This window comes from Nonomuraea cypriaca (genome assembly GCF_015645445.1).
Lineage (GTDB): Bacteria > Actinomycetota > Actinomycetes > Streptosporangiales > Streptosporangiaceae > Nonomuraea > Nonomuraea cypriaca.
Window position 1 is genome coordinate 1 of record NZ_JADOGI010000046.1, and the last position, 21794, is coordinate 21794.

The 21794-nt window shown below is 66.8% G+C and carries 22 protein-coding genes and 3 pseudogenes; 8 read left to right on the forward strand and 17 right to left on the reverse strand.

The window, feature by feature from the left end; translation table 11 throughout:
* Positions 1 to 97: 97 nt before the first annotated feature.
* The 5 genes from ITP53_RS17295 to ITP53_RS17315 form a co-directional block, all read right to left on the reverse strand.
* On the reverse strand, positions 98 to 544 hold the full coding sequence (locus ITP53_RS17295) for a hypothetical protein (RefSeq protein WP_195896425.1): 447 nt from the start codon (positions 542 to 544) through the stop codon (positions 98 to 100).
* A gap of 37 nt (positions 545 to 581) precedes the next feature.
* Positions 582 to 2057 (reverse strand): DUF3631 domain-containing protein, encoded by a 1476-nt coding sequence (locus ITP53_RS17300; protein ID WP_207756058.1) that lies wholly within the window; start codon positions 2055 to 2057, stop codon positions 582 to 584.
* Positions 2058 to 2227: 170 nt separating this feature from the next.
* Positions 2228 to 2770 carry a hypothetical protein gene (locus tag ITP53_RS17305; RefSeq protein WP_195896426.1) on the reverse strand — a complete coding sequence of 181 codons (543 nt, stop codon included), beginning with the start codon at positions 2768 to 2770 and terminating at the stop codon, positions 2228 to 2230.
* On the reverse strand, positions 2767 to 3336 hold the full coding sequence (locus tag ITP53_RS17310; RefSeq protein WP_195896427.1) for a hypothetical protein: 570 nt from the start codon (positions 3334 to 3336) through the stop codon (positions 2767 to 2769). The genes ITP53_RS17305 and ITP53_RS17310 overlap by 4 nt, the downstream gene beginning before the upstream one ends.
* Complete coding sequence (locus ITP53_RS17315) at positions 3333 to 3716, reverse strand: hypothetical protein (protein WP_195896428.1); 384 nt, start codon at positions 3714 to 3716, stop codon at positions 3333 to 3335. Before ITP53_RS17315 ends, ITP53_RS17310 begins: the two co-directional genes overlap by 4 nt.
* 705 nt (positions 3717 to 4421) lie before the next feature.
* Between ITP53_RS17315 and ITP53_RS17320 the strand changes: the two genes are divergently transcribed.
* Positions 4422 to 5294, forward strand: coding sequence for a hypothetical protein (locus ITP53_RS17320; protein WP_195896429.1), 873 nt, complete (start codon positions 4422 to 4424; stop codon positions 5292 to 5294).
* On the opposite strand, the gene ITP53_RS59280 is transcribed toward ITP53_RS17320, so the two are convergent.
* From ITP53_RS59280 to ITP53_RS17335, 3 genes are all read right to left on the reverse strand, one after another.
* The gene (locus tag ITP53_RS59280) at positions 5291 to 6307 is read right to left on the reverse strand and encodes an NAD-dependent epimerase/dehydratase family protein (protein WP_195896430.1); all 1017 of its coding nucleotides are present in this window, start codon (positions 6305 to 6307) and stop codon (positions 5291 to 5293) included. The genes ITP53_RS17320 and ITP53_RS59280 overlap by 4 nt on opposite strands.
* Positions 6304 to 6537, reverse strand: coding sequence for a winged helix-turn-helix domain-containing protein (locus ITP53_RS17330; protein ID WP_195896431.1), 234 nt, complete (start codon positions 6535 to 6537; stop codon positions 6304 to 6306). Before ITP53_RS17330 ends, ITP53_RS59280 begins: the two co-directional genes overlap by 4 nt.
* Positions 6538 to 6706: 169 nt before the next feature.
* Positions 6707 to 6871, reverse strand: coding sequence for a hypothetical protein (locus ITP53_RS17335; RefSeq protein WP_195896432.1), 165 nt, complete (start codon positions 6869 to 6871; stop codon positions 6707 to 6709).
* 920 nt (positions 6872 to 7791) lie between these two features.
* On the opposite strand from ITP53_RS17335, the pseudogene ITP53_RS57550 reads away from it, so the two are divergent.
* Positions 7792 to 8283 (forward strand): annotated as a pseudogene (locus tag ITP53_RS57550) (DUF4158 domain-containing protein); the annotation flags it as partial.
* Between the two features lie 43 nt (positions 8284 to 8326).
* Positions 8327 to 10818, forward strand: a pseudogene (locus tag ITP53_RS17340) (Tn3 family transposase).
* Positions 10819 to 11312: 494 nt separating this feature from the next.
* On the opposite strand, the gene ITP53_RS17345 reads toward ITP53_RS17340, so the two are convergent.
* From ITP53_RS17345 to ITP53_RS17355, 3 genes are all read right to left on the reverse strand, one after another.
* The gene (locus ITP53_RS17345) at positions 11313 to 12050 is read right to left on the reverse strand and encodes an NAD(P)-dependent oxidoreductase (RefSeq protein ID WP_195896433.1); all 738 of its coding nucleotides are present in this window, start codon (positions 12048 to 12050) and stop codon (positions 11313 to 11315) included.
* 461 nt (positions 12051 to 12511) lie between these two features.
* Positions 12512 to 13213: a hypothetical protein gene (locus ITP53_RS17350; RefSeq protein ID WP_195896434.1), complete on the reverse strand. Its 702-nt coding sequence runs from the start codon at positions 13211 to 13213 to the stop codon at positions 12512 to 12514.
* A 221-nt stretch (positions 13214 to 13434) separates the two neighbouring features.
* Positions 13435 to 13860: a hypothetical protein gene (locus ITP53_RS17355; protein WP_195896435.1), complete on the reverse strand. Its 426-nt coding sequence runs from the start codon at positions 13858 to 13860 to the stop codon at positions 13435 to 13437.
* 470 nt (positions 13861 to 14330) lie between these two features.
* Between ITP53_RS17355 and ITP53_RS17360 the strand changes: the two genes are divergently transcribed.
* On the forward strand, positions 14331 to 15299 hold the full coding sequence (locus tag ITP53_RS17360; RefSeq protein ID WP_328814813.1) for a tyrosine-type recombinase/integrase: 969 nt from the start codon (positions 14331 to 14333) through the stop codon (positions 15297 to 15299).
* 267 nt (positions 15300 to 15566) lie between these two features.
* On the opposite strand, the gene ITP53_RS17365 is transcribed toward ITP53_RS17360, so the two are convergent.
* The 3 genes from ITP53_RS17365 to ITP53_RS17375 form a co-directional block, all read right to left on the reverse strand.
* A complete protein-coding gene (locus ITP53_RS17365; protein ID WP_195896436.1) occupies positions 15567 to 16574 on the reverse strand; it encodes a WD40 repeat domain-containing protein in 1008 nt (335 codons plus the stop codon).
* A 424-nt stretch (positions 16575 to 16998) separates the two neighbouring features.
* The gene (locus ITP53_RS17370) at positions 16999 to 17208 is read right to left on the reverse strand and encodes a helix-turn-helix domain-containing protein (protein ID WP_236050901.1); all 210 of its coding nucleotides are present in this window, start codon (positions 17206 to 17208) and stop codon (positions 16999 to 17001) included.
* A 5-nt stretch (positions 17209 to 17213) separates the two neighbouring features.
* Positions 17214 to 17354: a hypothetical protein gene (locus ITP53_RS17375; protein WP_195896438.1), complete on the reverse strand. Its 141-nt coding sequence runs from the start codon at positions 17352 to 17354 to the stop codon at positions 17214 to 17216.
* A gap of 69 nt (positions 17355 to 17423) precedes the next feature.
* On the opposite strand from ITP53_RS17375, the gene ITP53_RS17380 reads away from it, so the two are divergent.
* Entirely contained in the window at positions 17424 to 17879 is a 456-nt protein-coding gene (locus ITP53_RS17380; RefSeq protein ID WP_195896439.1) for a hypothetical protein, read from the forward strand.
* 630 nt (positions 17880 to 18509) lie between these two features.
* Positions 18510 to 18797 (forward strand): hypothetical protein, encoded by a 288-nt coding sequence (locus ITP53_RS17385; protein WP_195896440.1) that lies wholly within the window; start codon positions 18510 to 18512, stop codon positions 18795 to 18797.
* 21 nt (positions 18798 to 18818) lie between these two features.
* Here ITP53_RS17385 and ITP53_RS17390 read toward each other — a convergent pair whose 3' ends face one another.
* The 3 genes and pseudogenes from ITP53_RS17390 to ITP53_RS17400 form a co-directional block, all read right to left on the reverse strand.
* Positions 18819 to 19853, reverse strand: a complete 1035-nt coding sequence (locus ITP53_RS17390) for a cation diffusion facilitator family transporter (RefSeq protein WP_195896441.1) — start codon at positions 19851 to 19853, stop codon at positions 18819 to 18821.
* 144 nt (positions 19854 to 19997) lie between these two features.
* Positions 19998 to 20288 (reverse strand): hypothetical protein, encoded by a 291-nt coding sequence (locus tag ITP53_RS57555; RefSeq protein WP_236050902.1) that lies wholly within the window; start codon positions 20286 to 20288, stop codon positions 19998 to 20000.
* A gap of 73 nt (positions 20289 to 20361) precedes the next feature.
* Positions 20362 to 20565: pseudogene (locus tag ITP53_RS17400) on the reverse strand (GNAT family N-acetyltransferase); the annotation flags it as partial.
* 125 nt (positions 20566 to 20690) lie between these two features.
* On the opposite strand from ITP53_RS17400, the gene ITP53_RS17405 reads away from it, so the two are divergent.
* Both ITP53_RS17405 and ITP53_RS17410 read left to right on the forward strand, forming a co-directional pair.
* Positions 20691 to 21074, forward strand: a complete 384-nt coding sequence (locus tag ITP53_RS17405) for a hypothetical protein (protein WP_195896443.1) — start codon at positions 20691 to 20693, stop codon at positions 21072 to 21074.
* A gap of 110 nt (positions 21075 to 21184) precedes the next feature.
* A complete protein-coding gene (locus ITP53_RS17410; RefSeq protein WP_195896444.1) occupies positions 21185 to 21757 on the forward strand; it encodes an MFS transporter in 573 nt (190 codons plus the stop codon).
* Positions 21758 to 21794: the final 37 nt, after the last annotated feature.

Genomic DNA, 21794 nt, shown 5'->3' on the forward strand with positions numbered 1-21794 from the left:
CCAGTGGGGGGCGCGACGTGTCGTGTCGTACTGGCGGCACGCGACGCATCCGGCGCCGTGGTGGTGCGCGACGGGTCGTTCGCCGGCCGGGGCGCGGTCATGGGGTGCCGCCGGGGTGGAGGTTGGCCAGGCCGGTACGACGGACGCAGTGGCGGCACAGGCCGTAGGCCAGCAGCAGGGGGCCGGTCTGGACGATGCCCGCGTACAGCTCGTTGGCGGGGCGGCGGCACCGGTCGCAGGTGCCGTCCTCAGCGTCGTCGGTGGGGCGCAGGTGGCCGACGCAGGCCGGGCAGACCAGCAGGCCCGGTGTCCACGCGGCGGCGTAGACCACGCTGGGCGATCCGGTGATGTGCGGGCACACCCGGGCCTGGCGGCTCGTAATCGCGGTGTGCAGGCGGCGGACCTGGTCGGCAAGCCATGGGTTGTCCGGGATGGCCAGCAGGGGCAGGTGCTCGCGATCGGCGATGCGGTGCTGATGGCGGGTGGCCTCGGCCACGGCGGCGGCCAGCTGGTCGGCGCGGGCGGTGTGCGCGGCGGTGCTCATGAGTGGTCGTCTCCAGAAAGATCATGGTGAGGGCGGGTCAGGCGGCGGATGCGGCGGCGGGTGGTCCCTGCGTCCCGTCCGAGAAATCCGGAACCTCCGGAACCTCCGGAACCTCGCAGGTCAGAGCGGGCGGGAAAGGTTCCGGAGACGCTCCAGGTTCCGGAACCCCGGCACCCGTAGCCGGAACCTGCGCGGTGAGGCACCCGGGATGAGCGAGCATCCCTGCCGTGGTGAGCGCGGGATCCATGGGCTGACCACACCGAGGGCACATCAGGTGGCCACTGTCTGGCCGGGGTTCCGTTTCGAGCGCACCGGGTTCCGGAACCCCGAACGTCTCCGGAACCCAAGTCGGTGCCTCTGACCTGCCCGGTTCCGCAGGTTCCGGAGGTTCCGGACTTCCGGCCGGGGCGGCGGGGGCGGGTAGGTAGCGCGCCCACGGGTCGGCCAGATCGTCGGCGCGGTAGCCCATCAGCGCCTTGCCGTTGATTTTGACCTTGGTCGGGGCCACCTCGTACTGGTCCAGCAGGCGGGCCAGGCCGCGCGCGTCGAGCGGCCTGCCGCGCAGGTCCGACCAGGGGGCGTTCTCCAGGTCCCACAGCGCGGTCAGGATGTCCTCAGTGAACAGGGCGCGGGCGCCGTCGAAGATGAACCGCAGGTCGGCCAGCAGCCGGATACCGAGGCTCACCCCCCGTTGGACGCCCTGGCGGGCCAGCTCCAGGCAGGCGGCGCGGGCGCGGTCGGGCCAGGTGCCCCCGGCGGCATCAGCGATGGCCAGCAGCGGCTCCCAGACGTCGGCGGGCCGGTCGGTGATGCCCTCGGGCATCTCGGGCCAGGCGTCGGCCAGAGCGTCGGCCACGGTCTTGGCCCAGTCGGCGCACGCGGTGCCGATCTTGCGGCCCTCGCGTCCATGGCGCCGTTCGCGGTAGGGCTCGATCTGTTCGCCGGGGGCGCGGCGGCGCATGTGGATGATGACCGATCGGGTGAGGATCGTGTCGGGCAGGTTGCCCAGTCCGCCCATGGCCACGGCGGCGTAGGCAGGGAAGGCCACGACAGCCTGGTTGGTGCCCTCGCCCACGCACCGGTAGGCGACACCGGAGCGCCGATGGCCGGCATTCAGTAGGCCGCGTAGCTCCTCGTTGTCCTTGGCCTTGGGGCCGAAGATGGTGTCGATCTCGTCGAACAGGACGGTGCGGCGCAGCGCGGGATCGGCCACGGAGCGAAACAGCGCGGCCGGGGTGGCGTTGACCGCCAGCATCGGATTGGGTACCAGCAGTTCCAGGATTTCCAGCGCGCGGGTCTTGCCTGATCCTGGCTCGGGAGACAGGAACGCCAGGCGCGGTGTGGACTCGAACGCGTCGATGAGGTGTGTGTGGGCCGCCCACAGCGTGACCGCGTCGTAGGCGGCCGGGCTGGGGAAGATGCAGAAGCGGCGGATGAAGGCCCGGATGTCGTCGAGCGTGTGAGCGCCGACGTTGGCGGGCGGCGGGTCGGTGGATGCGTCGAGGGTGGACAAGCGTTCGTCCTTCCTGAGCAGCGAACACGGACGGTCCGGCGGACGGTCGATCGACGGTCGGACCGGCGAACGGGGGCGGCGTCGATCGATCGAGGAACCGTTGGGGCGTCGATCGACGGTCGATCGATCCACGGTCGATTGATCGAGGCGTGTGCTCCCCGCGCGGCGGGTTAGGCGGACGGACCGCCGGACGGAGCGGCGGACGGACCGGCGGTCGGAGCGCTGCTGGTCTGAGCGGTCGGGACCGCACGCAGACCGCGGACGGGACGGCGCGGACGGTCCGTCTGTACCGGGGGTGTACCGGCCTTACGTACAGGGCGGACGCCGGGGTTGCCGTCCCCCTTACCGCCCCCCTTACCGTCGTGGGGTACAGGGCAAATGCCGTCCGCCATCGCGACCCCCTGTGCGCGGTCGCGCTGGGCGGCCAGGCACCGGGCGACCATGTCGCGGCACCAGCCGACCAAGGCGGCATCGGAATCGGAGGTGTGCTCCCAATCGGCCAGCTGCACCGCCTCGCGATCGATGGCGCGCATGCCGTGCGTCAGCACCAGGGCGGTCAGCTCAGCCCGGATCACACCGGGTGTCACGAGCTCTGCGACGCGCTGACCGGCTGCCGAGCTGAACAGGCCGGGCAGGCCCGCCAGTGCGGCCGTGGCCTGCTCAACGGTCAGGCTGATCCGTACGTCGATCTCCAGGCGGGGCGCCTCGCTCATGCCGCCGCCCCCGTTCCTGCCAGCTGGCGGACGGACCGGGCGGCGGCGCGGCGGAGGGGGCCGCACGATGGTGCCGTCACGACCTGGTGAGACTCCGCCAGGCGGGCGGCCATCTCGATGTCGCGCGCCGGGACCTTCACGGAGTAGACCTCTCCGCCCATCGGCAGCTCTACCTGCACGCTGGGGAAGCGCCGATCGTGACCGGCCTGCCTGAGCAGGTCGCAGACGACGTACGCCAGGCTCAGAGCGGAGTCCTCACGTCGCGGCTGGGGCCACAGAGCCCGGTACTCGGTGCGCTCCTGTGAGGTGGTCGCTCCCGCCTCGGACAGCCGGATGCCGAGCTGACGGCTCTGGAAGTCGAGCCACCAGACCTTGACCTCACCGCCGAGACGTTCGACGCCCCGAGCGACCCACGCCGCAACCTGCTCTAGCGCGATGTCACGAGCGGGAAGCCTGCGGGTCGGCATGTCTGAGGCGTACAGCGCCACAGCGAGCTCGCCGTAGGGCAGACGGAGGGTCAGGTCAAGAGCGGCGGTGTTCCTGGTGCTGATCACGGCGGTGGTCATCGAGCGGCCCCCGTTCCCGCCAGCTGGCGGCGGGTGGCGGTGCGACGGACGGGCACCAGGCGCCCAACGAGGCGACGGCACCAGGCCAGGAACGCCGTGTCGTCCGGGTCCGCCAGGTCGGCGGCATCGTTGGCGGCGGTGCGAACCTTGTGCATGGTCAGGTCGGTGATGACCCGCGTGAGCGTCTGTCGCAGCTGCGCCGGGGTCATCTCCGCGTCGTGGCTCTCGTCCAGGCCGATAGCGAAGCCGGTCAGCACGGCCGCCGCCTCTTCCTGCGTCAGCTCCAGGTGGAGACTGACCGCGATGCGAGGCGCGTCGGCGCCGGCCGGGCCGTGGACGGGCTTGCTCCGGTATTCCGGCGCGGTAGCGTGGATGTACATCGAAAGGCTCCAAACTGATCGATGTTCCGGCCCTGGCGGGGTGCCTCCCGCCGGGGCCTTCTTTGTGTGCCGGTGCGCCCCAGGCTCAACTGGTGCGCACCAGTAGTACACAACTGGTGCGCACCAGTGTCAAGGGCTCCGCCGTGATCCGTGGCGGCCGTGCACACTCTCAAGTGAACGCTGGCGGACGATTGAAGCCCATGCATTCGCCGTGCACTGGCGCTGCACTCGTGATGCACTGGTACTGCATGCGTAAGGGAAAGGCACCCGAAAAAGCGCAGGTTAGGCATGGTCGTCGATCTTTGGACAGGGCGTAGGGCCGGCGCGCTCCGCTCAGCGTGGCGCATGAGCATTGAGGCGTATGCGGGCCATCTGGGAGTTGCTGCCCGAACCGTCGCAAAATGGGACGCGGAGCCGGAACTTGTTCCGGTGCCAGCAATGCAGCAAATCCTTGACACTGCCCTTGAAAGAGCCCCAGATGCCGTGAAGGCGCGGTTTGCCATCCTGTTGGAGCGGCACGCGAGAGAACCGGTCCGAGACGGTGAACGTGATTCTCGCGAGGTGGTAATGGCGGCGGCCAACGAGTCGGCGGAAGACGTAGCCCTTAGAGCTTCCCAATGCCCCACGGAAAGCATTGCCGACCTGTACGACCGCACTGTATGCGTAGCTCGGGCGTACTCGTCACGCCCGCCCATGGTCGCGTTCGTGGATGCCAGGGCCGTCCGAGACCTGGCGCGCACTTTGGCACAGCGCACCTATCGGCCCTCGGATCTTTCAGACCTGTACGTGGTGCTCGGGCAAACCAACGCCCTTATGGGCTCGATCGCATTCGACCTAGGAAACTGGCAGGCGGCGGCCACCCTTGCTAAGTCAGCTACCACATACGCCGAGCTGGCGGGACATTCTTCACTTCAGGCGTGGGCGCTTGGACTTCAAGGAACTCTCGCCTTTTGGAGGCGTGAACCTGAGCAATCGCTGGCCTACTTGTCGCGCGGGCTAGCAATCGCCCCGGCGGGGGTTCCTCGCTATCGCCTGCTGTATATCGCTAGTCGAGCGTATGCAGTACAAGGCAACAAGCAGGCGATTGACGATGCGCTTGCGGAAGCTCGGGTGGACTTCGACGCACGCGACACGCGCCCGGATGAACTCAATGATTCAGTAAGAGGAGAGTTTACGTTCGACGACGCTCGTGCAGCTGCGTGTGCCGCCGCCGCGTGGCTCCACATTGGCGACGGGGAAAAGGCGGCTTCTTATGCCGAGAGGGCGCTAAGTTCCTACGCTTCACTGCCTGAGGAGCGGCGGCCATTCTCCCCGACCACAGGCGCGACCATCGACCTTGCAGCCGCATATCTAATTAGCGGAAATCATGATGCAGCTGAAGAGAAATTGGAAGTAGCGCTCTCGTTGCCTCAAGAAATGCGTAACGCATCTCTCGCCGGTAGGCTGGCTAAGGTGAAGGCCATGCTTGATGAGCGTGCCCGCGGTAAGGATGGCCGATCCAAGGTTCTGTCCTCACGCATCCATGGTTGGTTGAAGGACACGGCCGCAAAGCCTGACGTAGTGGACGAAGCTCTCTAAGTAAGTGCGGCCAGAATCTCGTTCTCCCTGGTTTTGCTAATTCCTATCTCGTTTGAGCGCTCATGCGTTGATAGGTTGTTGGTCGCCTTCAGCCATTCCCAGGTATCGCGCACAGTGTTCACGAGTGGCCGACACTCTAGGCCGCGAGCGTGAGCAAGGTCAGAGGAAACCTGCCAAACGCCAGCGTGTACACGCCACAATGGCATTTCAGACCACTGGCGCACTCCGGCCGCAAGCAAGACCTCATCACGCGCCCACACAAATTCCGCATCGGACTGCGTGACCGATGCGCAATTAGCCAGTAGACCGCCGAAGGTATCAAAGCCAATTGGGGCCGTTACGTTGAAGACGCCGGGCAGGGAGTGTTCTATCGCACGAACGGCGAAATTCGCCAAGTCGCGAACATCTACAGGCTGAATGCTGCGCGAAGGAGTTCCGGGCGACAGAACGCGACCTCCGTCAGAAACCCGCCTAAGCCACCATGGCAGTCTTCCGACGTACTCATGCGGCCCCAGTACGACACCAGGTCTAAGGACCGTGGTTCGATCTCTGCCCACCGTAATCTGGGCCGCTAGTTCACATCCGGACTTTTGGTAACCGTACTTGGTTGGGCCATCCTCCACATCTTCGCCGAAGTTCTCGTCTGCATCCGGTGGGCACTCTAGGACAGTAGAACTCTCTGTGAGCGGTTTAACTGGCCAATCGGCGTAGACACTCACGGTAGACATGAAGACGTACCGATTTACCACAGGTTCCAGAGCTTGTGCTGTGGCCAACACATTCCGTGGAACATATCCCGACGTATCTACGACCGCGTCCCACGGTCCGGCCGTGGCTAGCTTGGCGATATCCGCCGAGTTGTTCCGATCGCCATGGACAGTCTTTGTACCCTCGGGCGGTGAACCGGATATACCGCGATTGAATGCAGTCACATCCCATCCACGCTCAAGGGCGCTCGCAATAACGGCACGGCCGACAAAGGCGGTACCGCCTAGGACGAGAATCCTTGTCATTTCTTCTGGTCGCTTTCGGCTCTGTGAACGGCGAAGTAGCCGCGTCCATGCTCGCTACGGACCAGTCCTTCAGCCGCAAGCCGCATCAGAACGAGTCGAATCGTCGTGCGGCCGGCGCCCAGCTCCTGTGCCAGCGTTCGTTCAGAGGGCAGGCGGCCACCTGGTCCAAGTTCCCCCGACGTGATCAGATCGCGAATTGACTGTTCGACTCGCTCTGTCTTCTCGCCCACCAGGCGTTCCTTGTCCCTTGGATAGCTGAACAGTGGTGCGCACCAGTGTATGGCGGGGGATGCCGCTATGACAGCTCGAACTCGACATTGATGCGACGGCCCCCACCCCGCTCAGCCGCAGGCATCGAACGCGGCCGGGGGGGAGTGCTTGGCAGTGCTGGCCGATCTATCAGGTTGCGTCAGTGAAACCGGGACGGCACAGCTCGTCGATCACTACGCCGCCATGGGCGAGCACCAGCGTGTCCGTGTCCCAGTCGAGTTCCACGTCATCCAGACCACGAGACCGAATCAGGGCGTCGTAGTTCTTCAGGGCGGTGCGCGTCTCCTCCGTCATGCGCACGACGGTAACTCGGCATCACTCTGCTGTCTCGGCACTCACGGCAAGTAACTGCCTCTGGCGCGTGCGCTAGCAGGCATCGTCAGGGGCGCACTCTGTCGATTTGGCGGACCTTGGGGGTGAGTCCGGGTGACCTGCTAGCCGCTAGCCTGCTGGTCGCGGGCTAAAACGGGTGCTAGCGAGGGTGCTAGCGCTAGCAGGGTCAGGTGCTAGCGCTAGCACCTGACGGCGGCGCCCCAACCCGCGTGAGCGAGTACGCTCCGTAGTCCCGTACAGGAGTCAGGCGTACAGCCAAGCAGTACAGCAACCGCGACGGACTATCGCGCATCTCGGCGAACTCACGCGGACGATCGAAATCCCCTACCTGCGGTTCCCCTAGAACCTGGTAGGACGTCCATTTAATTCGGGACGAAGAGGTCGTGGGTTCAAATCCCGCCACCCCGACAGTGTAGTAGCAGGTCAAGGGCCTGATCGCTGGAGACAGCGATCAGGCCCTTGATCGTTCGTTAGCGTGGCGTTAGTGGTTTGAACCCGATCATGTGAACGCCGGCAACCCCAGACGACCCTAGAAAGCACCCGATCCCGCGTCTGATTGAACTCGGCAATTGGGTCGCCAACGGGCCGTTGACCCAATGTGGGGCGACGGTCTCGCTCCCACGACAGGTATCGGTCTACGGGATTCCAGCACAGAGATGGACAACCTTTCGGCTGCCGTACGAGGTGATGGGCTTGAGCTCTCGCCGGGCCACGCTGACATCACGGGGTCCCGGTAGCAATGAAGAAATTTCCAACGAAGTAGCCTCTGACCTGCATAAACGGAGAAGCTTGACCACCTGTGGCAGGTGATGATCACGGCCGCTACGTTCGTTCCGGTTTCATCCGGTACGGCAGGTAGAGGTGGTGCGTTGTCCGAGAAGATGTTCTCCGAGGAGCAGCTGGAGCAGCTGCGCTCGTACCCGGAGATCACCAGCGATGAGCTGATCAGGTATTTCACCCCGGCGGCGGCTGACGTGGCGTTCGTGAGTCCCGGTGGTCGGGGCCCAATTGATCGGCTGGGCATGCTGGTCCAGCTGTGCAGCCTGCCCTGGCTCGGGTTCGTGCCCGACGATGTGAGCGCGGCGCCGGCCGCGGCGGTGGCGCGGGTGGCCGAGCGGCTCGGGGTGACTCCGGCGGCGCTGCGGCTGTACGGCAAGCGCGATCAGACCCGCCCGGATCATCTGGGCCTGGTCGCCAAGTATCTGGAGTGGCAGACGGCCCCAGCTGGCAGCCAGGCGATAAAGGAGGTGGAGCAGTTCCTGCTGGACCGGGCGATGGAGCACGACTCGCCGACGCTGCTGTTCAACCTGGCGCGCGAGTATCTGATGGCGGCCAAGGTGATCCGGCCCGGCGTGCTCGTCTTGGCCAAGATGGTCGGCACGGCGCAAGGCGGCCTCCGATCTGACCTCGCAGCTGGTGGGGCACCTGTTGACGGAGGAGGTCCGCGCCGATCTGGAGCGGATGCTGCTGGTGGATGCGGGGCTGGGGATGACCCGGCTGGAGTGGCTGGTCAGCCCGGCCCGGGACGCGTCGGCGACGTCGGTGAAGGCCGCGATCGACAAGCTGACCTGGCTGCGCGCGATCGACGCGCACCAGATGGATGTGTCGGTGCTGCCGAACGAGCGGCGCCGGTTCCTGGCGCAGGTCGCACGCCGCTCGACCAACCAGGGGCTGGAGCGGCGCAAGGAGCGTAGGTTCCCGATCCTGCTGGCGTTCATCGCCCAGGCCGCGGTCGACCAGCTCGATGAGGTGGTGGCCCTGTTCGACCAGGCCGTCAGCGCGCGGGAGTCACGGGCCAAATCCAAGACGGACGAGGCGCTGGTCGAGCGGGCCAAGAAGGGCGAGGCCCGGCAGCTGCTGATGGACATGATCTTGCCGGTGCTGGCCGACCCGGCGATCCCCGACGATGAGGTGGGCGGGATGCTGCGCGAGCGGATCGGCATGCAGCGGCTGCGGGAGATCACCTCCGATGCGTGGAAGCCGCTGCCTCGCGACCATGGCCGGTTGTCGGAGCTGGACTCGTCCTACACCTACCTGCGCCAGTTCACCCCGAACGTGTTGGCCGCGATCGACTTCCAGGGCGGGCCGGGCACGGGCGAGCTGATGGAGGCGGTAGCGGTGTTGAAGGAGATGAACCGGCTCGGCGGCCGGAAGGTGCCCGCGACGGCGCCGACCGGCTTCGTGCCCGCCAAGTACGCCGACTACCTGGCCAAGGCCCGCAAGTCCGGAGAGGACACCGCCTATCGCCATTACTGGGAACTGTGCGTGATCTTGTGCCTGCGGGACGGGCTGCGCTCGGGGGACGTCTTCGTACCGGGCTCGCGCCGCTACGCCGATCCGGCCACCTACCTGTACACGCCCGAGCAGTGGGTGCCCCGGCGCGGCGAGTACTGCCGTCTGATGGGCAAGCCGCCGAACGCGGCGGACGCGCTGGAGCAGGGCAAGGAGGAACTGCACGCGGCCCTGGAAGAGCTGGAGACGACCCTGGCCAGTGCCGCTCCCGGCGACACCGGCATGGTCCGGCTGGATGAGGACGAGCACCTGGTGGTGCCGCCGCTGTCGGCCGAGGACGTACCGGCCGAGGCCAAGGCGCTCAAGGACGAGCTGGACGCGATGCTGCCGTTCGCGCCGATCGCCTCGCTGCTGATCGAACTGGACGCGCGCACGCACTTCCTGGACTGCTTCACCCACGCCGGCGGCCGCAAGCTGAGCACCTCGACCGAGACCAAGCGCAACATCCTGGCCGTACTCATCGCGATGGCCACAAACCTGGGCCTGGCCCGGATGTCGGAGGCCTGCGGGGTGTCCTACGACGTGCTGGCCTGGACCATGGAGTGGTACGTGCGGGAGGAGACGCTGCGCGAGGCCAACACGGCCATCGTCAACCACCACTACGGCCTGGAGCTGGCCAAGGTGTTCGGTGGCGGCACCATGAGCTCCTCCGACGGCCAGCGCTTCCCCGTCCGCGGCAAAACCCTGACCGGCCGGACCATGGTCATTCACGGCGGTCAGGTGCTGTCGACCTACACGCATGTCTCAACGGACCAATGGTCGACGTACGGCACGAAGATCATTGTGCCGACAGCGCGGGAGGCACACTACGTCCTGGACGACTTCCTTGGCAACGCCACCGACCTTCCGATCACCGAGCATGCAACGGATACGCACGGCGCCACGCTCATCAACTTTGCGTTGTTCGACCTGGTCGGCAAGGCGCTCACGCCGCGGATGCGGGATCTGACCCGGATCACCCTGGTCCGGGACGACACCCCGACCGAGATCTCCAAGCGCTACCCGCACGCCGGGCCACTGCTGGGCGCGCGCTGGAATGAGGACCTCATCGCCAGCTGCTGGCCGGACCTGCTGCGGATGGCCGGGTCGCTGAAGTACGGCCAGGCCACCGCCTCGCTGATCGTCGGCAAGTGGTCGGCCGCCTCGCGGCAGAACACCCTGGCCGCCGCGTTGAAGGAGTGGGGCATGCTCAGAAGGACCGTGCACCTGGCCAAGTACCTCTCGGACCCGGCCTTCAGGAGGAAGATCCGCGGCAGCTGAACAAGGGAGAGAGCCCGCACGCGCTGCGCCGTGACCTGCACTACGCCCAGCAGGGCACCATCACCCGGCCGCACCTGGAACAGCAGACCGAGCAGGCGTGGTGTCTGACCCTGCTGATCAACGCGGTGGTCGCGTGGACGACCGAATATTATTCTTGGGCGGTGCTGGAGCTGCGTTCGCAGGGCCGGGAGGTGAGCGACGAGATCTTGTCGCACATCTCGCCCGGGCACAGCGACAACATCAACTTCTTCGGGGTGATCAATGTCGACGTCGAGGCGGAGCTGGCCAAGCTCGACACCAGCGGCTGGCGGCCGCTGCGGCCCGCGCAACTGCGCCAGCTGGGGCTGTCGCCCTGACAAGTTCGCCGCCGCGCTCCCGGCTGTCGGCGCAGGCGGTTGATCGTAGGGATGGCCCCGCGCCGGGCGCGGGGCCACCTCCTACTGCTTATGGCACGCTCTGGGTGAGCGCGACGATGACGTGACAATGACTTGGAGCATGTCGTAGGCGGCCGCCATGGTCTCGGCGTCGACGGCGGCCTCGCTCGCCGGGCCTGCCGCCCACGCCCGGCCTGGGCGCAATTCGCGCATCTACGACCGTTCACGCGCCGCCACCGCCGCGGGCCGGTCGATCACTCACCGGCCCGCTCCCTTCGGCTCCCGGCGCCGGATCGGCTGAAGGACGCTGGGCCAGCTGCTCGGCCCGACGGCGGGCCGCCATTGCCCGCTCGCGCGCTGTCTGGCCCGTCGACGGTGGCCCGCGCGCGCTCTCGGGCGTCCTGCACGCTCGCCAGGAACTGATCCTGCCAGGCCGTCCCGCCGCTGGCCTGGGCGGCATGGTGCGAAGGGATCAATCACGGCCCCGGGGTGGCGGAGGCGTGGGCGAGGGCTGAGAGGGTCTGGCGGCCGACTATCGCCGGCGCCTCATGAACGAGGTCGTCGTTGCCGATGGCCTCGACCATGAACAACGCGAAGTCGATGCGGCGGGTGCGGTTGCTGTGGAGGATGGGGTCGCCGACGTGCCGGCTCCAGACGGGCAGGCCCTGGCTGTCGCCCTCCTCCAGGTCGCTGCCGCGGACGACGGTCCATCGTGTGCCGCTGGCGAACACCCGCCGGCAGGCTTCCACCTGGTCGTCGAGGTCGGCGAAGCGAGCCAGCCGCGCGAGCGGGCCGGCGACCTTGACCAGTGCCTTGATCTTCCACGAGTACACATCCCGGCCATCGAGGGTGATGTGCCAGCCGCAGGAGAACACCAGACGGGCCCCGGGCTGGGCGTGGTCGAGCACCGCCTGGGCGGTTCCTGTCGCGTAGCCGTGGACCCCGCGCGGGACCAGCACGGTCAGCACGGCATCGCAGCCGTCGACGGCTCTTTTGATGACTTCGCGATCGTCGGTCGCACCGGGGTGGAGGGTGATGCGTCCCCGGAACGCGTCGAGTTTGGGCACGCTTGTCTCCCGGCACACGCCGGCCACCTCGTAACCGCGGTCCAGCGCGTGCTGCACCATGTACTGCCCGAGCTTCCCCGAAGCCCCGACGATGCAGACCTTCTGCCGGGCAGGGCCACTGGCGCCATGGTCTTGTCCTTTTTCCATGTCTTCGCTTCCCGTCCTGTCTGGCAAGCCGGTAAGAATTGAGTCACACGCCCCAAACGAGCGACATCTCCGTAGGTCACTGCACGTGACCGGCGTCCCATCCTGAGGCTGCATTTCGGTCGGGACGTTCGGGCATGAGTCCGGCGGTCGCGTCCGTGAGAACGTTCTTCGGTGCGTTCTCCCAGGTCGCGTTGCTTGTTAAGTGTCTTTATGTCAAGCCGCGCCGCACCCTGGTAGCTCAGAGTCACCAACGCCGGATTCCGCTCGGAATCTCTCTGCGGACCGAGGCCCACTATGCGGGGGACGTCCCTGCTGATCCCCCCGGCAGGCGCCGGCGGACTAGGAGGTTCGGCACGACACGACCGTGCTCATACCCGACAACTTGGGTAGCCGCGCGCAGCAGGGCGGTGGGCAGCGGATCGTTTCCTGAGGGGGCGGCGGCCGGACCGCCCGACGACCCCTCAGGGCTTGCGCAGGGCGGCGAAGCCGTCGATGACGAAGTTCACCTTCTTCTTCAGCTCGTCGTTCAAGCGGCGATCATAGAGATCACACGCTGGCTCCATTGCGATGAGGGCCGGCCTCCAAAAAACGAAACCCTCCGCGACGGGGGAGTCGTAGCTGCAGCAGATGATAATATCCGGGCCCCAGAAATCCTTGTCGACGCTGACCATCTTTCCCAGCATGGTTCGCGTGTAGTCGTAACGACGCTCCATGGCCTCCTGTACGGCCTGGTCACGCTTGTCCGTTGGGAGGTGATGAAGAAACTGGTTCGGGCCGAACGCCTTGTCGCAGAAATTCATGTACTCGAAACTGAAATTCTGATGAGCATGCCAGAAGACGTCCAGGGACTTGGACAGCGAGTGCAAGTTCCGTCCGTCTATCACCTCCAACGAGTAGAACAGCTTCAAATTTGTGATGCCTCGCGCCAAGTAATCGATGTCGAAGAAGCGCTCATCGTGCGGGTTTTCCTGCTGCACCCTCCAGAGGATCTTGGCGTAGTCGTCCGACTCGTCAATACTCTTCAGTGCCTCCAGAATCCGATCGTCGACGATTTCGTATTCTTTCCTCCGGCCGTCGGCGAACTGTCTCCTAGACAGCTCCAGCGCCGGCAGAATTTCTTTATCGGTGAAGTACGGACGGATGGGTTGAGTAGTGTCGATCATTGCGAATCCTCCTCTTCGTTGCGTGCCGCAGACATTCTGCGGCACGCCTTTTGCTGAACGTATGACCAACTGCTCGAGTACGCCAGAGCCCCAGCAGCTGCAGTTCGTGGCCGAGTTCGGCCATTCTCCCGGGCGCAGCTCGCGGCATTGGCTGACCTGATCACCACGGAGCTCGCCGAGCTGCGGGAATCAGATGGAGAGCCGCCGAGCGCGGGCGGGTGTTACACCAGCAGGAATTGTTCGCTGCTCAGCATGGACACGATCTGGAAGTTGCTGTTGTACATGACGGCGTTGTAGTGGAGCAGGTGATTTTGCACGCCGGCCGCGGGGACGGGGATGCTGAAGGTCTGCACCAGTACGAAGTCCAGTCCCACGTTGGTGAAGGGCGGCGATGCGAACTTCTGGGCCGGGATCGCGGGGTCCAGCGCGGCCACGGCGGTACCGGCGGTGTCGTCCATACTGGTGATCAGAAGCGTGTAGGGCGCGTTGTCGATGACGTTGTTGCCCGCCTCGATCTCCACGACCAGGTCATAGGCGGTGGCCGGCGGCTTTCCTGCCACGTCGGGAGCGTTCGGTGTGGGGTCACCGACCTTGTTGCCGGTCTGGGTGGTGTAAATGCGCGCGATCCTGGCGTCCTGGGAGTTCATGAGCGGCCTCCACGGCCATGTCGAGGAACGAACGGGTGAGGCCCGATGGGCCCGCCCAAGGCCACAATCCGCCTCGGGCCGCCGTCGTACTCTCGCCGATACCTTCCAGCACCTGCGTCGCCCTGAGGAATCGAATGGGCACAGACGCGAGGTCCTGACGCCTGTGTCACCAGCGATCGCTGTGACACTCACCTCAGGAGTACACCCGTTCCGACAGCCGCACAACCCCGCCCAGTGGCACATTGTCATGCGGCCCCGTGCCAGCACGCGACGTCGTCCGTGGGACGACAGACCCGTACCATCCGATGACCAAGACGGTGCGCGCGACTCTGGCCACCTGTCTGTGACATAGAACTTGCATTATCTGTCACACTGGCCTCCGTCGGGTCATGTCCGCCCAGTTCGGAGCCCGTCGCCGCGACGGCGACTCGGCCACATTATGTGTCACATCGCCTGCCTGGAGGACGCCCGTGCCCGTCGTGGCCTTCCCCGGCCAGCCCGACCCGGCCAACGGCGCGACGACCGGCGGTATGACGACGATGGCCGCGGTCGAGCGCTTCCTCGACTCCATCACCGTGGCCACCACCCGCGCCGGCTACGCCGAGACCCTCGCCCGCCTGACCGCCATGGCCGGCCCGGCACATCCCGTCGCCGCCCTGGCCCCCGAGCACTACGCCGCGGTGATGGACCGCTGGAAGACCGCGGCCGCCGCCACCTGGAACCGGCACTTGTCCGCCCTGTGCTCCTTCACCACCTGGGCCCAGCGTCAGGAGCTGCTGGCCACCAATCCGGCCCGGCGCCTGGAGCGCCGCAAGCCCGCCCGCCGCGGTGACCGTGCCATTCCGCGCCCCCGGCTGGAGACGCTGTTCACCGACCCCGCGCACGCCCTACGGGAACGACTGCTGTGGAGGCTCCTCTACGACACAGCCGCCCGCGCCGAGGAAATCCTCACCCTCAACGTCGAGGACCTCGACCTGGAATTCCGCCGCGCCCGTGTCGTCTCCAAGGGCGGCGCCATCGAGTACGTGCACCGGGCCACCCCCACCGCCAGGCTGCTGCCCCGCCTGTTGACCGGCCGCACCACGGGACCGGTGTTCCTGGCCAACCGGCGCGCTCCCGCCTCCGGCACGCGCACGCCCGCGGCCGCCGACATCGACCCGACCACCGGGCGCGCGCGGCTGTCCTACCCGCGCGCCGAATACCTGTTCAAGACCGCCTCGGCCCGACTCGACCCGCACCGGCAGGGCTGGACGCTGCACCAGCTCCGCCACAGCGCACTTCAGCATCTGGCCCACGCCGGCCGCACCGCGCCGGAGCTGCAGGCCAAGAGCCGCCACCAGCACCTGGCCAGCCTCGGCCGCTACGTCCGGCTCGGTGAAGAGACCTCCGCCAGCGTCACCGCTGAAGCCGACCCCGTCCAACGCCGACGTGCCCGCTGAACTCAAGGATCGTCGTCGCTCATGATCCGCACCGTAAGCGAATCGAGACCTTAGCCGCAGAGTCCGGGGTCACCGCAGGTCAGACGCTACTTCGTTGGAAATTTCTTCGTTGCTACCGGGACCCCATCACGGCCAAGGTGCGAAGCACCTCGATCAGGCAACCCGAAGGATGGGGGAGGCGCAGCTTCTACCGGGCGCTGCCGGCCGGCATCATGGCCCAGTGAAGGGGCGCCTCGGGTGGGACAGCAGCCGACAGGTCCTTGCTTGTCACGGCACCGTCGCGGGCCCCAGTCCCCAGAGCCGCACGGTGCCGTCATTGCCGCCTGCGGAAATCGCGATCGTTTCACCACCTAGTCGCCCGACAGCCACCGAGCGGATTTCGCCGGTGTGGCCAGTGAGCGAACCACCCAGCTGCTTGCCCGCGGCCAGATCCCACACCCGCACCGTCCTGTCGTCACCTCCTGACACCGCGATCGTTTCACCACCGAGCTGCCCGACAGCCACCGAGAGGATTACGTCGGTGTGGCCGCAGAGCGGGGCGCCCAGCTGCTTGCCGGCAGCGAGATCCCATACCCGCACCGTCCTGTCGTCGCCTCCCGACACCGCGATCGTCCTACCGTCGAGCTGCCCGACAGCCACCGAGCGGACCGCGCCGATGTGGCCGACGAGCGGGGCGCCCAGTTGCTTGCCCGCGGCCAAGTCCCATACCCGAACGGTGCCGTCGTCGCCGCTGGACACCGCAATCGGCTTACCGTCCAGTTGCCCCAGCACCACCGAGTAGACGCTCCTCCGATGGCCGACGAGCAGGGTACCCGGCAGTCGTTCCGCAGCCACGTCCCACACCCCGATCCGGCCAAGCCGATCTCCGGAGACCGCGATCGTCTTGCCGTTCAGCTGCCCAAGGGCGATCGAATAGCCCACTCCGACGAAGTTGCCGAGCGGTTCGCCCGTGGGAAGATCCCACATCCGCACGAGAGCGCCGTCAGCATTGCTGACGACGATCGGCCTGCCGTTCAGCTGCCCGGCCGCCAGTACGGAGATCAGCCCGATGTCATCCCCGACGATCGACGTGCTGTGTCTCTTTCCAGCAGCCAGATCCCACACCTGCGCCTGATTGCCATGCGCCACCACGGCGACGGTTCGGCCGTCCAGTTCCGTAAGGACCGCATCTCCCGCCCACTTGACGTCGCCCACGATCGGCTTGCCTATTTGCCGGAAGGATGGAGCCGAATCCGGCAGCCATGTGAGCACGAAGAAACCCGCTGCGACGAGCACAACCGCAGCCGCTGTAACCAGCCCCCAGCGTCGTCGCCGTCCAGGCGCGTCAGGTGCCGATACGGGCGGATGCGGCGGCAGCGTCACGTCGCCGCGCGATAAGGAAGGGCGATCGCCCACTAAACCTCCAGAAGGTATCCGGCATCGCCATGCGAAGCGGGTACCACACCCTAGCGATCTTTCGTCGTGCGCCTCGATAGATGTCAAGGGTCCCGCCTGGGAAGACGAGTTTGATCAGGCGGAGAACACGTCGCGCCCCCGGGCGTAGGGCGTTTAGAACGCGCAGCCGATCGGCACGATATCGCCGCCCTGATCCACAGATGAGAAGGCAAGCTCCGCCGGCTCATGGGCATGGGCCGAAGCGTGCTCAAGATGTCCGTAGAGGTCGCGCCCGCGCCGGCAGGCATGGACGCGACCTCGACGTTCAGCTCACTCGCCCATCCGCGTCCGCCCCCAGGACCTTCATGAGGTCAGCGGTGCAGACCCGATAGAGATCGCCGATGCGGATGATCCGAACGGGGAACTCGCCGTCACGGGCCAGTTGGTACGCCTTGGATCGGCCGATTCCGAGAGCACGGGCAGCGGTCATCAGGTCGATCGTGGGTGGCAGGTCCTGCAGATCGCGAAAGGTCATCGACTTCATGCCATGCCTCCCGATACCGGGCTGGTGACGATGCAGTCCACCAAACCTGTAGGCATCCCGGTCAGCACCTTGCGGGCGTCCTCCTGGTAGATATCGGCCTGTCCGTCGTTCCAGTATGGCTGTCCCAATACGGTCATCGGCTACCTCCGACCGTCCGGGCCGCCCACAGCACCTCGGTCGCGCCTCGACGGCCGAAGGCGAGCGCTGTGATCGCCAACAGCGGGTTCGTCCTGCTGGCCACCATCGGGGCGATCACGGCGATGGGGCATGAGACGGTCCAGACCCGATACGCGGTCAAGGAGGTGCTGCCCCGCCTCTTGGCCGCCGCCCTGGCCGCCAACGCCAGCTTCATCATGTGCGGCAAGATCATCGAACTTGCCAACGCCTTGTCAGAGGCGCTACTCGGGCAGAACTTCGACGGCCGGCGCGCGTTGACGACGCTGCGATCCATGATCCTGCCACCAGCACAGGACGAGAGCTTCTACATCCTGCTCGCGCTGGTCGCGGTCATCCTGCTGATCCTGCTGCTGATCACCTTCATCATGCGTACCGCCCTGGTATTGCTGCTGGTCGTGGCCGCGCCGCTGGCGCTGGCCTGCCTGGCACTGCCCACACCGACGGACTGGCCCGCTTCTGGTGGCGCGCCTTCACCGGGCTGCTGATCGCTCAGGTGGCTCAGTCACTGACGCTGGTCATGACGGTACGGATCTTCTTCAACCAGGACGGCCGCCTCCTGCTCGGCCTCGTACCATCCGGCCAGCTCATCAACCTGGTCCTCGCCCTATGCCTGCTGATCATCCTGGTGCGCATCCCCCGCTGGATCTCGCGCCGGATCTTCGCCCAGACGGCGGGGCGCGGCTCGACGATCACACGGATCATCAAGTACGCCCTGGCCTACAAACTCACCGCACCCGTGCTCAACGCCCTGCACCTGGGCCGCGGCACACGCGGCCGAGCCACCGCCGGTATCCGGGGGGCTCGGGAGACGCAGGGCAGGGCTCTGCCACCGCGCCGTCCACCGGGGCCATCCGGCCCACCTGGTTCTGCCGGTTGGCGCGGCCCTCGCCCGCCCACCGGGCCGACTCCCCACGGCGGACCACGCCAGAGCAACCATCCGCCGACCGGCACCTGCTACCCGGCCCAGAACCGGAATCCAGCAATGATCGCGCGTGGCTCGTCCACCCGGCCGGTCCAGGGCGCATACACGATCGGGTCTCAGTCGTGGCACTCGCACGGGGCCATCGGCCCTGCGGCTCGGCTCGGTCGCCATCGGCCTGAGCGTCGTCGCGGTCATGAGCCCGGCAGCGGCACTCGCGACCCCCACACCTGCCCCGCCCAATACGCAGTGGACGGCGACCCCCATCACCCCCAGCGAGATCGTCGACGGCGCCAAGTCCCCGACAGGCAAGCTCACCAAGAGCGACCAGGCCAAGAAGGTTCCCGGGGCGGTGGTCGGCCAGCGGATCAGGACGGTCTACGGCGGCGTCGCGCTCCGGCTCCCGGGCGGCAAGGCGGCCGAGGTGCTGAAATTGCCCGGCGCGGTCGCCGTACAGGAGGACAAGCCGCAGCAGTTGCTGTGACGGTGGATCCTGTCGTCCGGATCAGCGATGCGTCAGCAGGGGGGCGTGGTGATCGGCCCCGTCGGGACCGTCGGGATCGGCGTGGACGGTGGCGGCCCTCAGCCGTGGCAGGTCATGAATCAGCCGGTGCTCGGCCTCCACGGCCAGGGCGTGCGCCTCAACCAGCGACAGCTCATGATCGACCTGGATGTCCACTTCGGCGCGCATCGAGTGACCGATCCAGCGCAGCCGTACCGAACCCACCCGCTTGATGCCCGGCACCTCGGCCAGGGCCTGCTCCGCCCGCTCGACCAGGGCGGGGTCGACGGCGTCCATCAGCCGGTGGTAGATCTCCCGGGCGGCGTCGCGCAGCACGAAGCAGATGGCCACGGTGATCAGCAGGCCCACGATCGGGTCGGCGATGGGGAAGCCGAGGGCGGCGCCGCCCGCGCCGAAGAGTACGGCGAGCGAGGTGAAGCCGTCGGTACGCGCGTGCAGGCCGTCGGCCACGAGGGCGGCCGAGCCGATCTCACGGCCGACCTTGATCCGATAGCGGGCCACAAGTTCGTTGCCCAGGAAGCCGACGAAGCCCGCGCCGGCCACCCAGCCGAGCGCCTCCACGTTCTGCGGGTCGATGAGCCGTTTGACCGCCTCGTAGCCCGCCAGCCCCGCCGACGCCGCGATGAGCAGCACGATGACGATGCCCGCCAGATCCTCTGCCCGGCCATAGCCGTAGGTGAAGCGGCGGGTGGCCACGCGTCTGCCGACCCAGAAAGCGATCGCCAGCGGGACCGCGGTGAGCGCATCGGCGAAGTTGTGCAAGGTGTCGCCCAGCAGCGCCACCGAGCCGGAATAGGCGAAGATGATCGCCTGTGCCACGGCGGTGACCATGAGCGCGGCGAAGGAGAGAGCCAGCACCCGCATGCCGCGACTACTGGATTCCAGCGCCGCGTCGGTCTTGTCCGCGCTGTCGTGGCTGTGCGGAGTGAGCAGGTGCTTGATCCCGCTTAATGCTCGCTTGATCCCACGGTCGTGACCGTGGCCATGGCCATGCCCGTGACCATGCTGATCCGACATATCCGACCCTCCTTGCCCGAATTGGACTGCGTGGGCAGTATATGTAGTCATGTGCGCACGCGACAACGAATCAGGTGCCACTGATATGCAGGAGCGCATGCCACGAATGTGCAGGTCAGAGCTATTCTCAGCGCCTTTCGCAGCTCAATGCCCACCATCCTCAGCTTCTGGTCCGCGTGAAGCCGCCCGAAGCGCGCCGCACATTTTCAGCAGGCGATCAGCCGGGCGCAGGAGTTGGGGATGGCGGAGCACGGTGTTCCGGGTGCCTCTGACGGGGGTCCGGATCAGCCAGTGCATTGCGGCTGCCGCCGTTGGGCGGGCCAGCCGGCCCTCGGCCACTTCCAGTTCGCCGTTCTTGAGCTTGTCCTTGTACTCCTTGTTGCCTCGGCCCATGTCGATGTTGCGGATCCCGCGATCTGAGGCCGCACCGATCATGGCGAAGTGCTGGATAGCGGGCGAAATCGGTGTCGTAGGCCGGGAACCAGCCCGCCAGGACGGTGTCGCTGCGCAGGCCGAAATGGGCGGCGACGGGCCGGTCGCCGACGTAGACGATGTCGAGCACTCCCGCGAAAGCCGGGGTGTCGATCTACAGCAGGTCGTCGACGAGCCGGGTGATCCACGGCTGGGCGAAGCGGTCGGTGCGGCCCTTACGGCGGTACTGGTCGCTCTTCCACGTCAGCAGCGTTCGCAGGGCGGCGTGGTCGCGCCGCACCTCACCGACGTCACGCCCAAGCTTGCGCTGCTTGTACGCGGTGCTCTTGTAGGTCTTGCCAGAGTTCTTCTTGACCGTCTCGATGTAGGCGTCCAGCCCGTGGCGCAGGTCGATGATCGGGATGGATGGCGGCTGGCGTGGTGGGCGGTGAACTGGTCGGACACGAGATGGCCGAACTCCCAGACGTCCAGATCGCCTGCTCTGAGCAGGGACGGCGCGTCGAGCCCGACCTCAGGGGCCAGGATGGCGCCTTGGGCGTCGGTGAGCCCCGTTCCGATCGGTTTGCCGACGCCGAGACCATGCCGTTCGAACGGGAAGCAGCCGACGATCCGGCCGCCGTCCTCGGCGACTGCCACGCGTGCCTGGCTGCAGTGCCGTCCGACCCCGATGATGAACTCCGGGCACAAGAACGGGCTGGCCAGAGCGGCCGGGTTCGTCTGCAGGCCGAACGCTCCTGGCCGGTGCTCACCACGCTCTCCCCGTCGTACCCTCCGATTCTGCCTGTCTGACAAGGACTTCTCGGGAGGCTCGCGCGTCCCGGCTGGAATGGTGCGGGCCCTTCGCCCCGGTCCGGGTGAAGGCGCGGATTGGCGAAGTACTGCTGTGCGATGATGCCGACATGCCAGCCGTCACCTCCGCCGCGACACCGCTGCGCGCCGCGCGCGCAGCGGTGTTCGCGGTGGTGGCGTTCACCCTGGGTGGTCTGGCTCATGTGTTCGCCGGTGGCGTGGTGCCGTTCGAGTCTGCGGTGACGGCCATCGCCGTGTGCTTCGTGCCGGCGTTTCTCCTTGCGGGTCGTGAGCGTTCCCTCCCCGTGATCGTGGTCACGTTGGCGGCCACGCAGGCGGCGCTGCACCTACTGTTCTCGGCCACGGACGTCATAGCGGAAGCGGCGGGACACGCGGAGCACCCGCACATCGGGCTCGTGCCCAGTCTCGGCATGCTCATCATGCATGGCTGGGCGATCGCGCTGACCGCGCTCTGGATGTCTCACGGTGAGACGCTGTTGTGGTCGCTACTGCGCCGGCTGGCCGTACGACTGCGCATCGTTCAGGTACTCTCCGCCGACCCGATCGCCCACGAGCCGGCCCGCGCGCCCTTCCGGGAGCCTGCGGTCCTGCGCTCGGCGCTGCTCGCGCACGAGCTGTGCAGGCGCGGCCCTCCCCACGCCACCCGCGCGCACGCCGTCTGACCCTCAGCAGTAGCGCGGCCGTTTCGCGTTCTCTTCT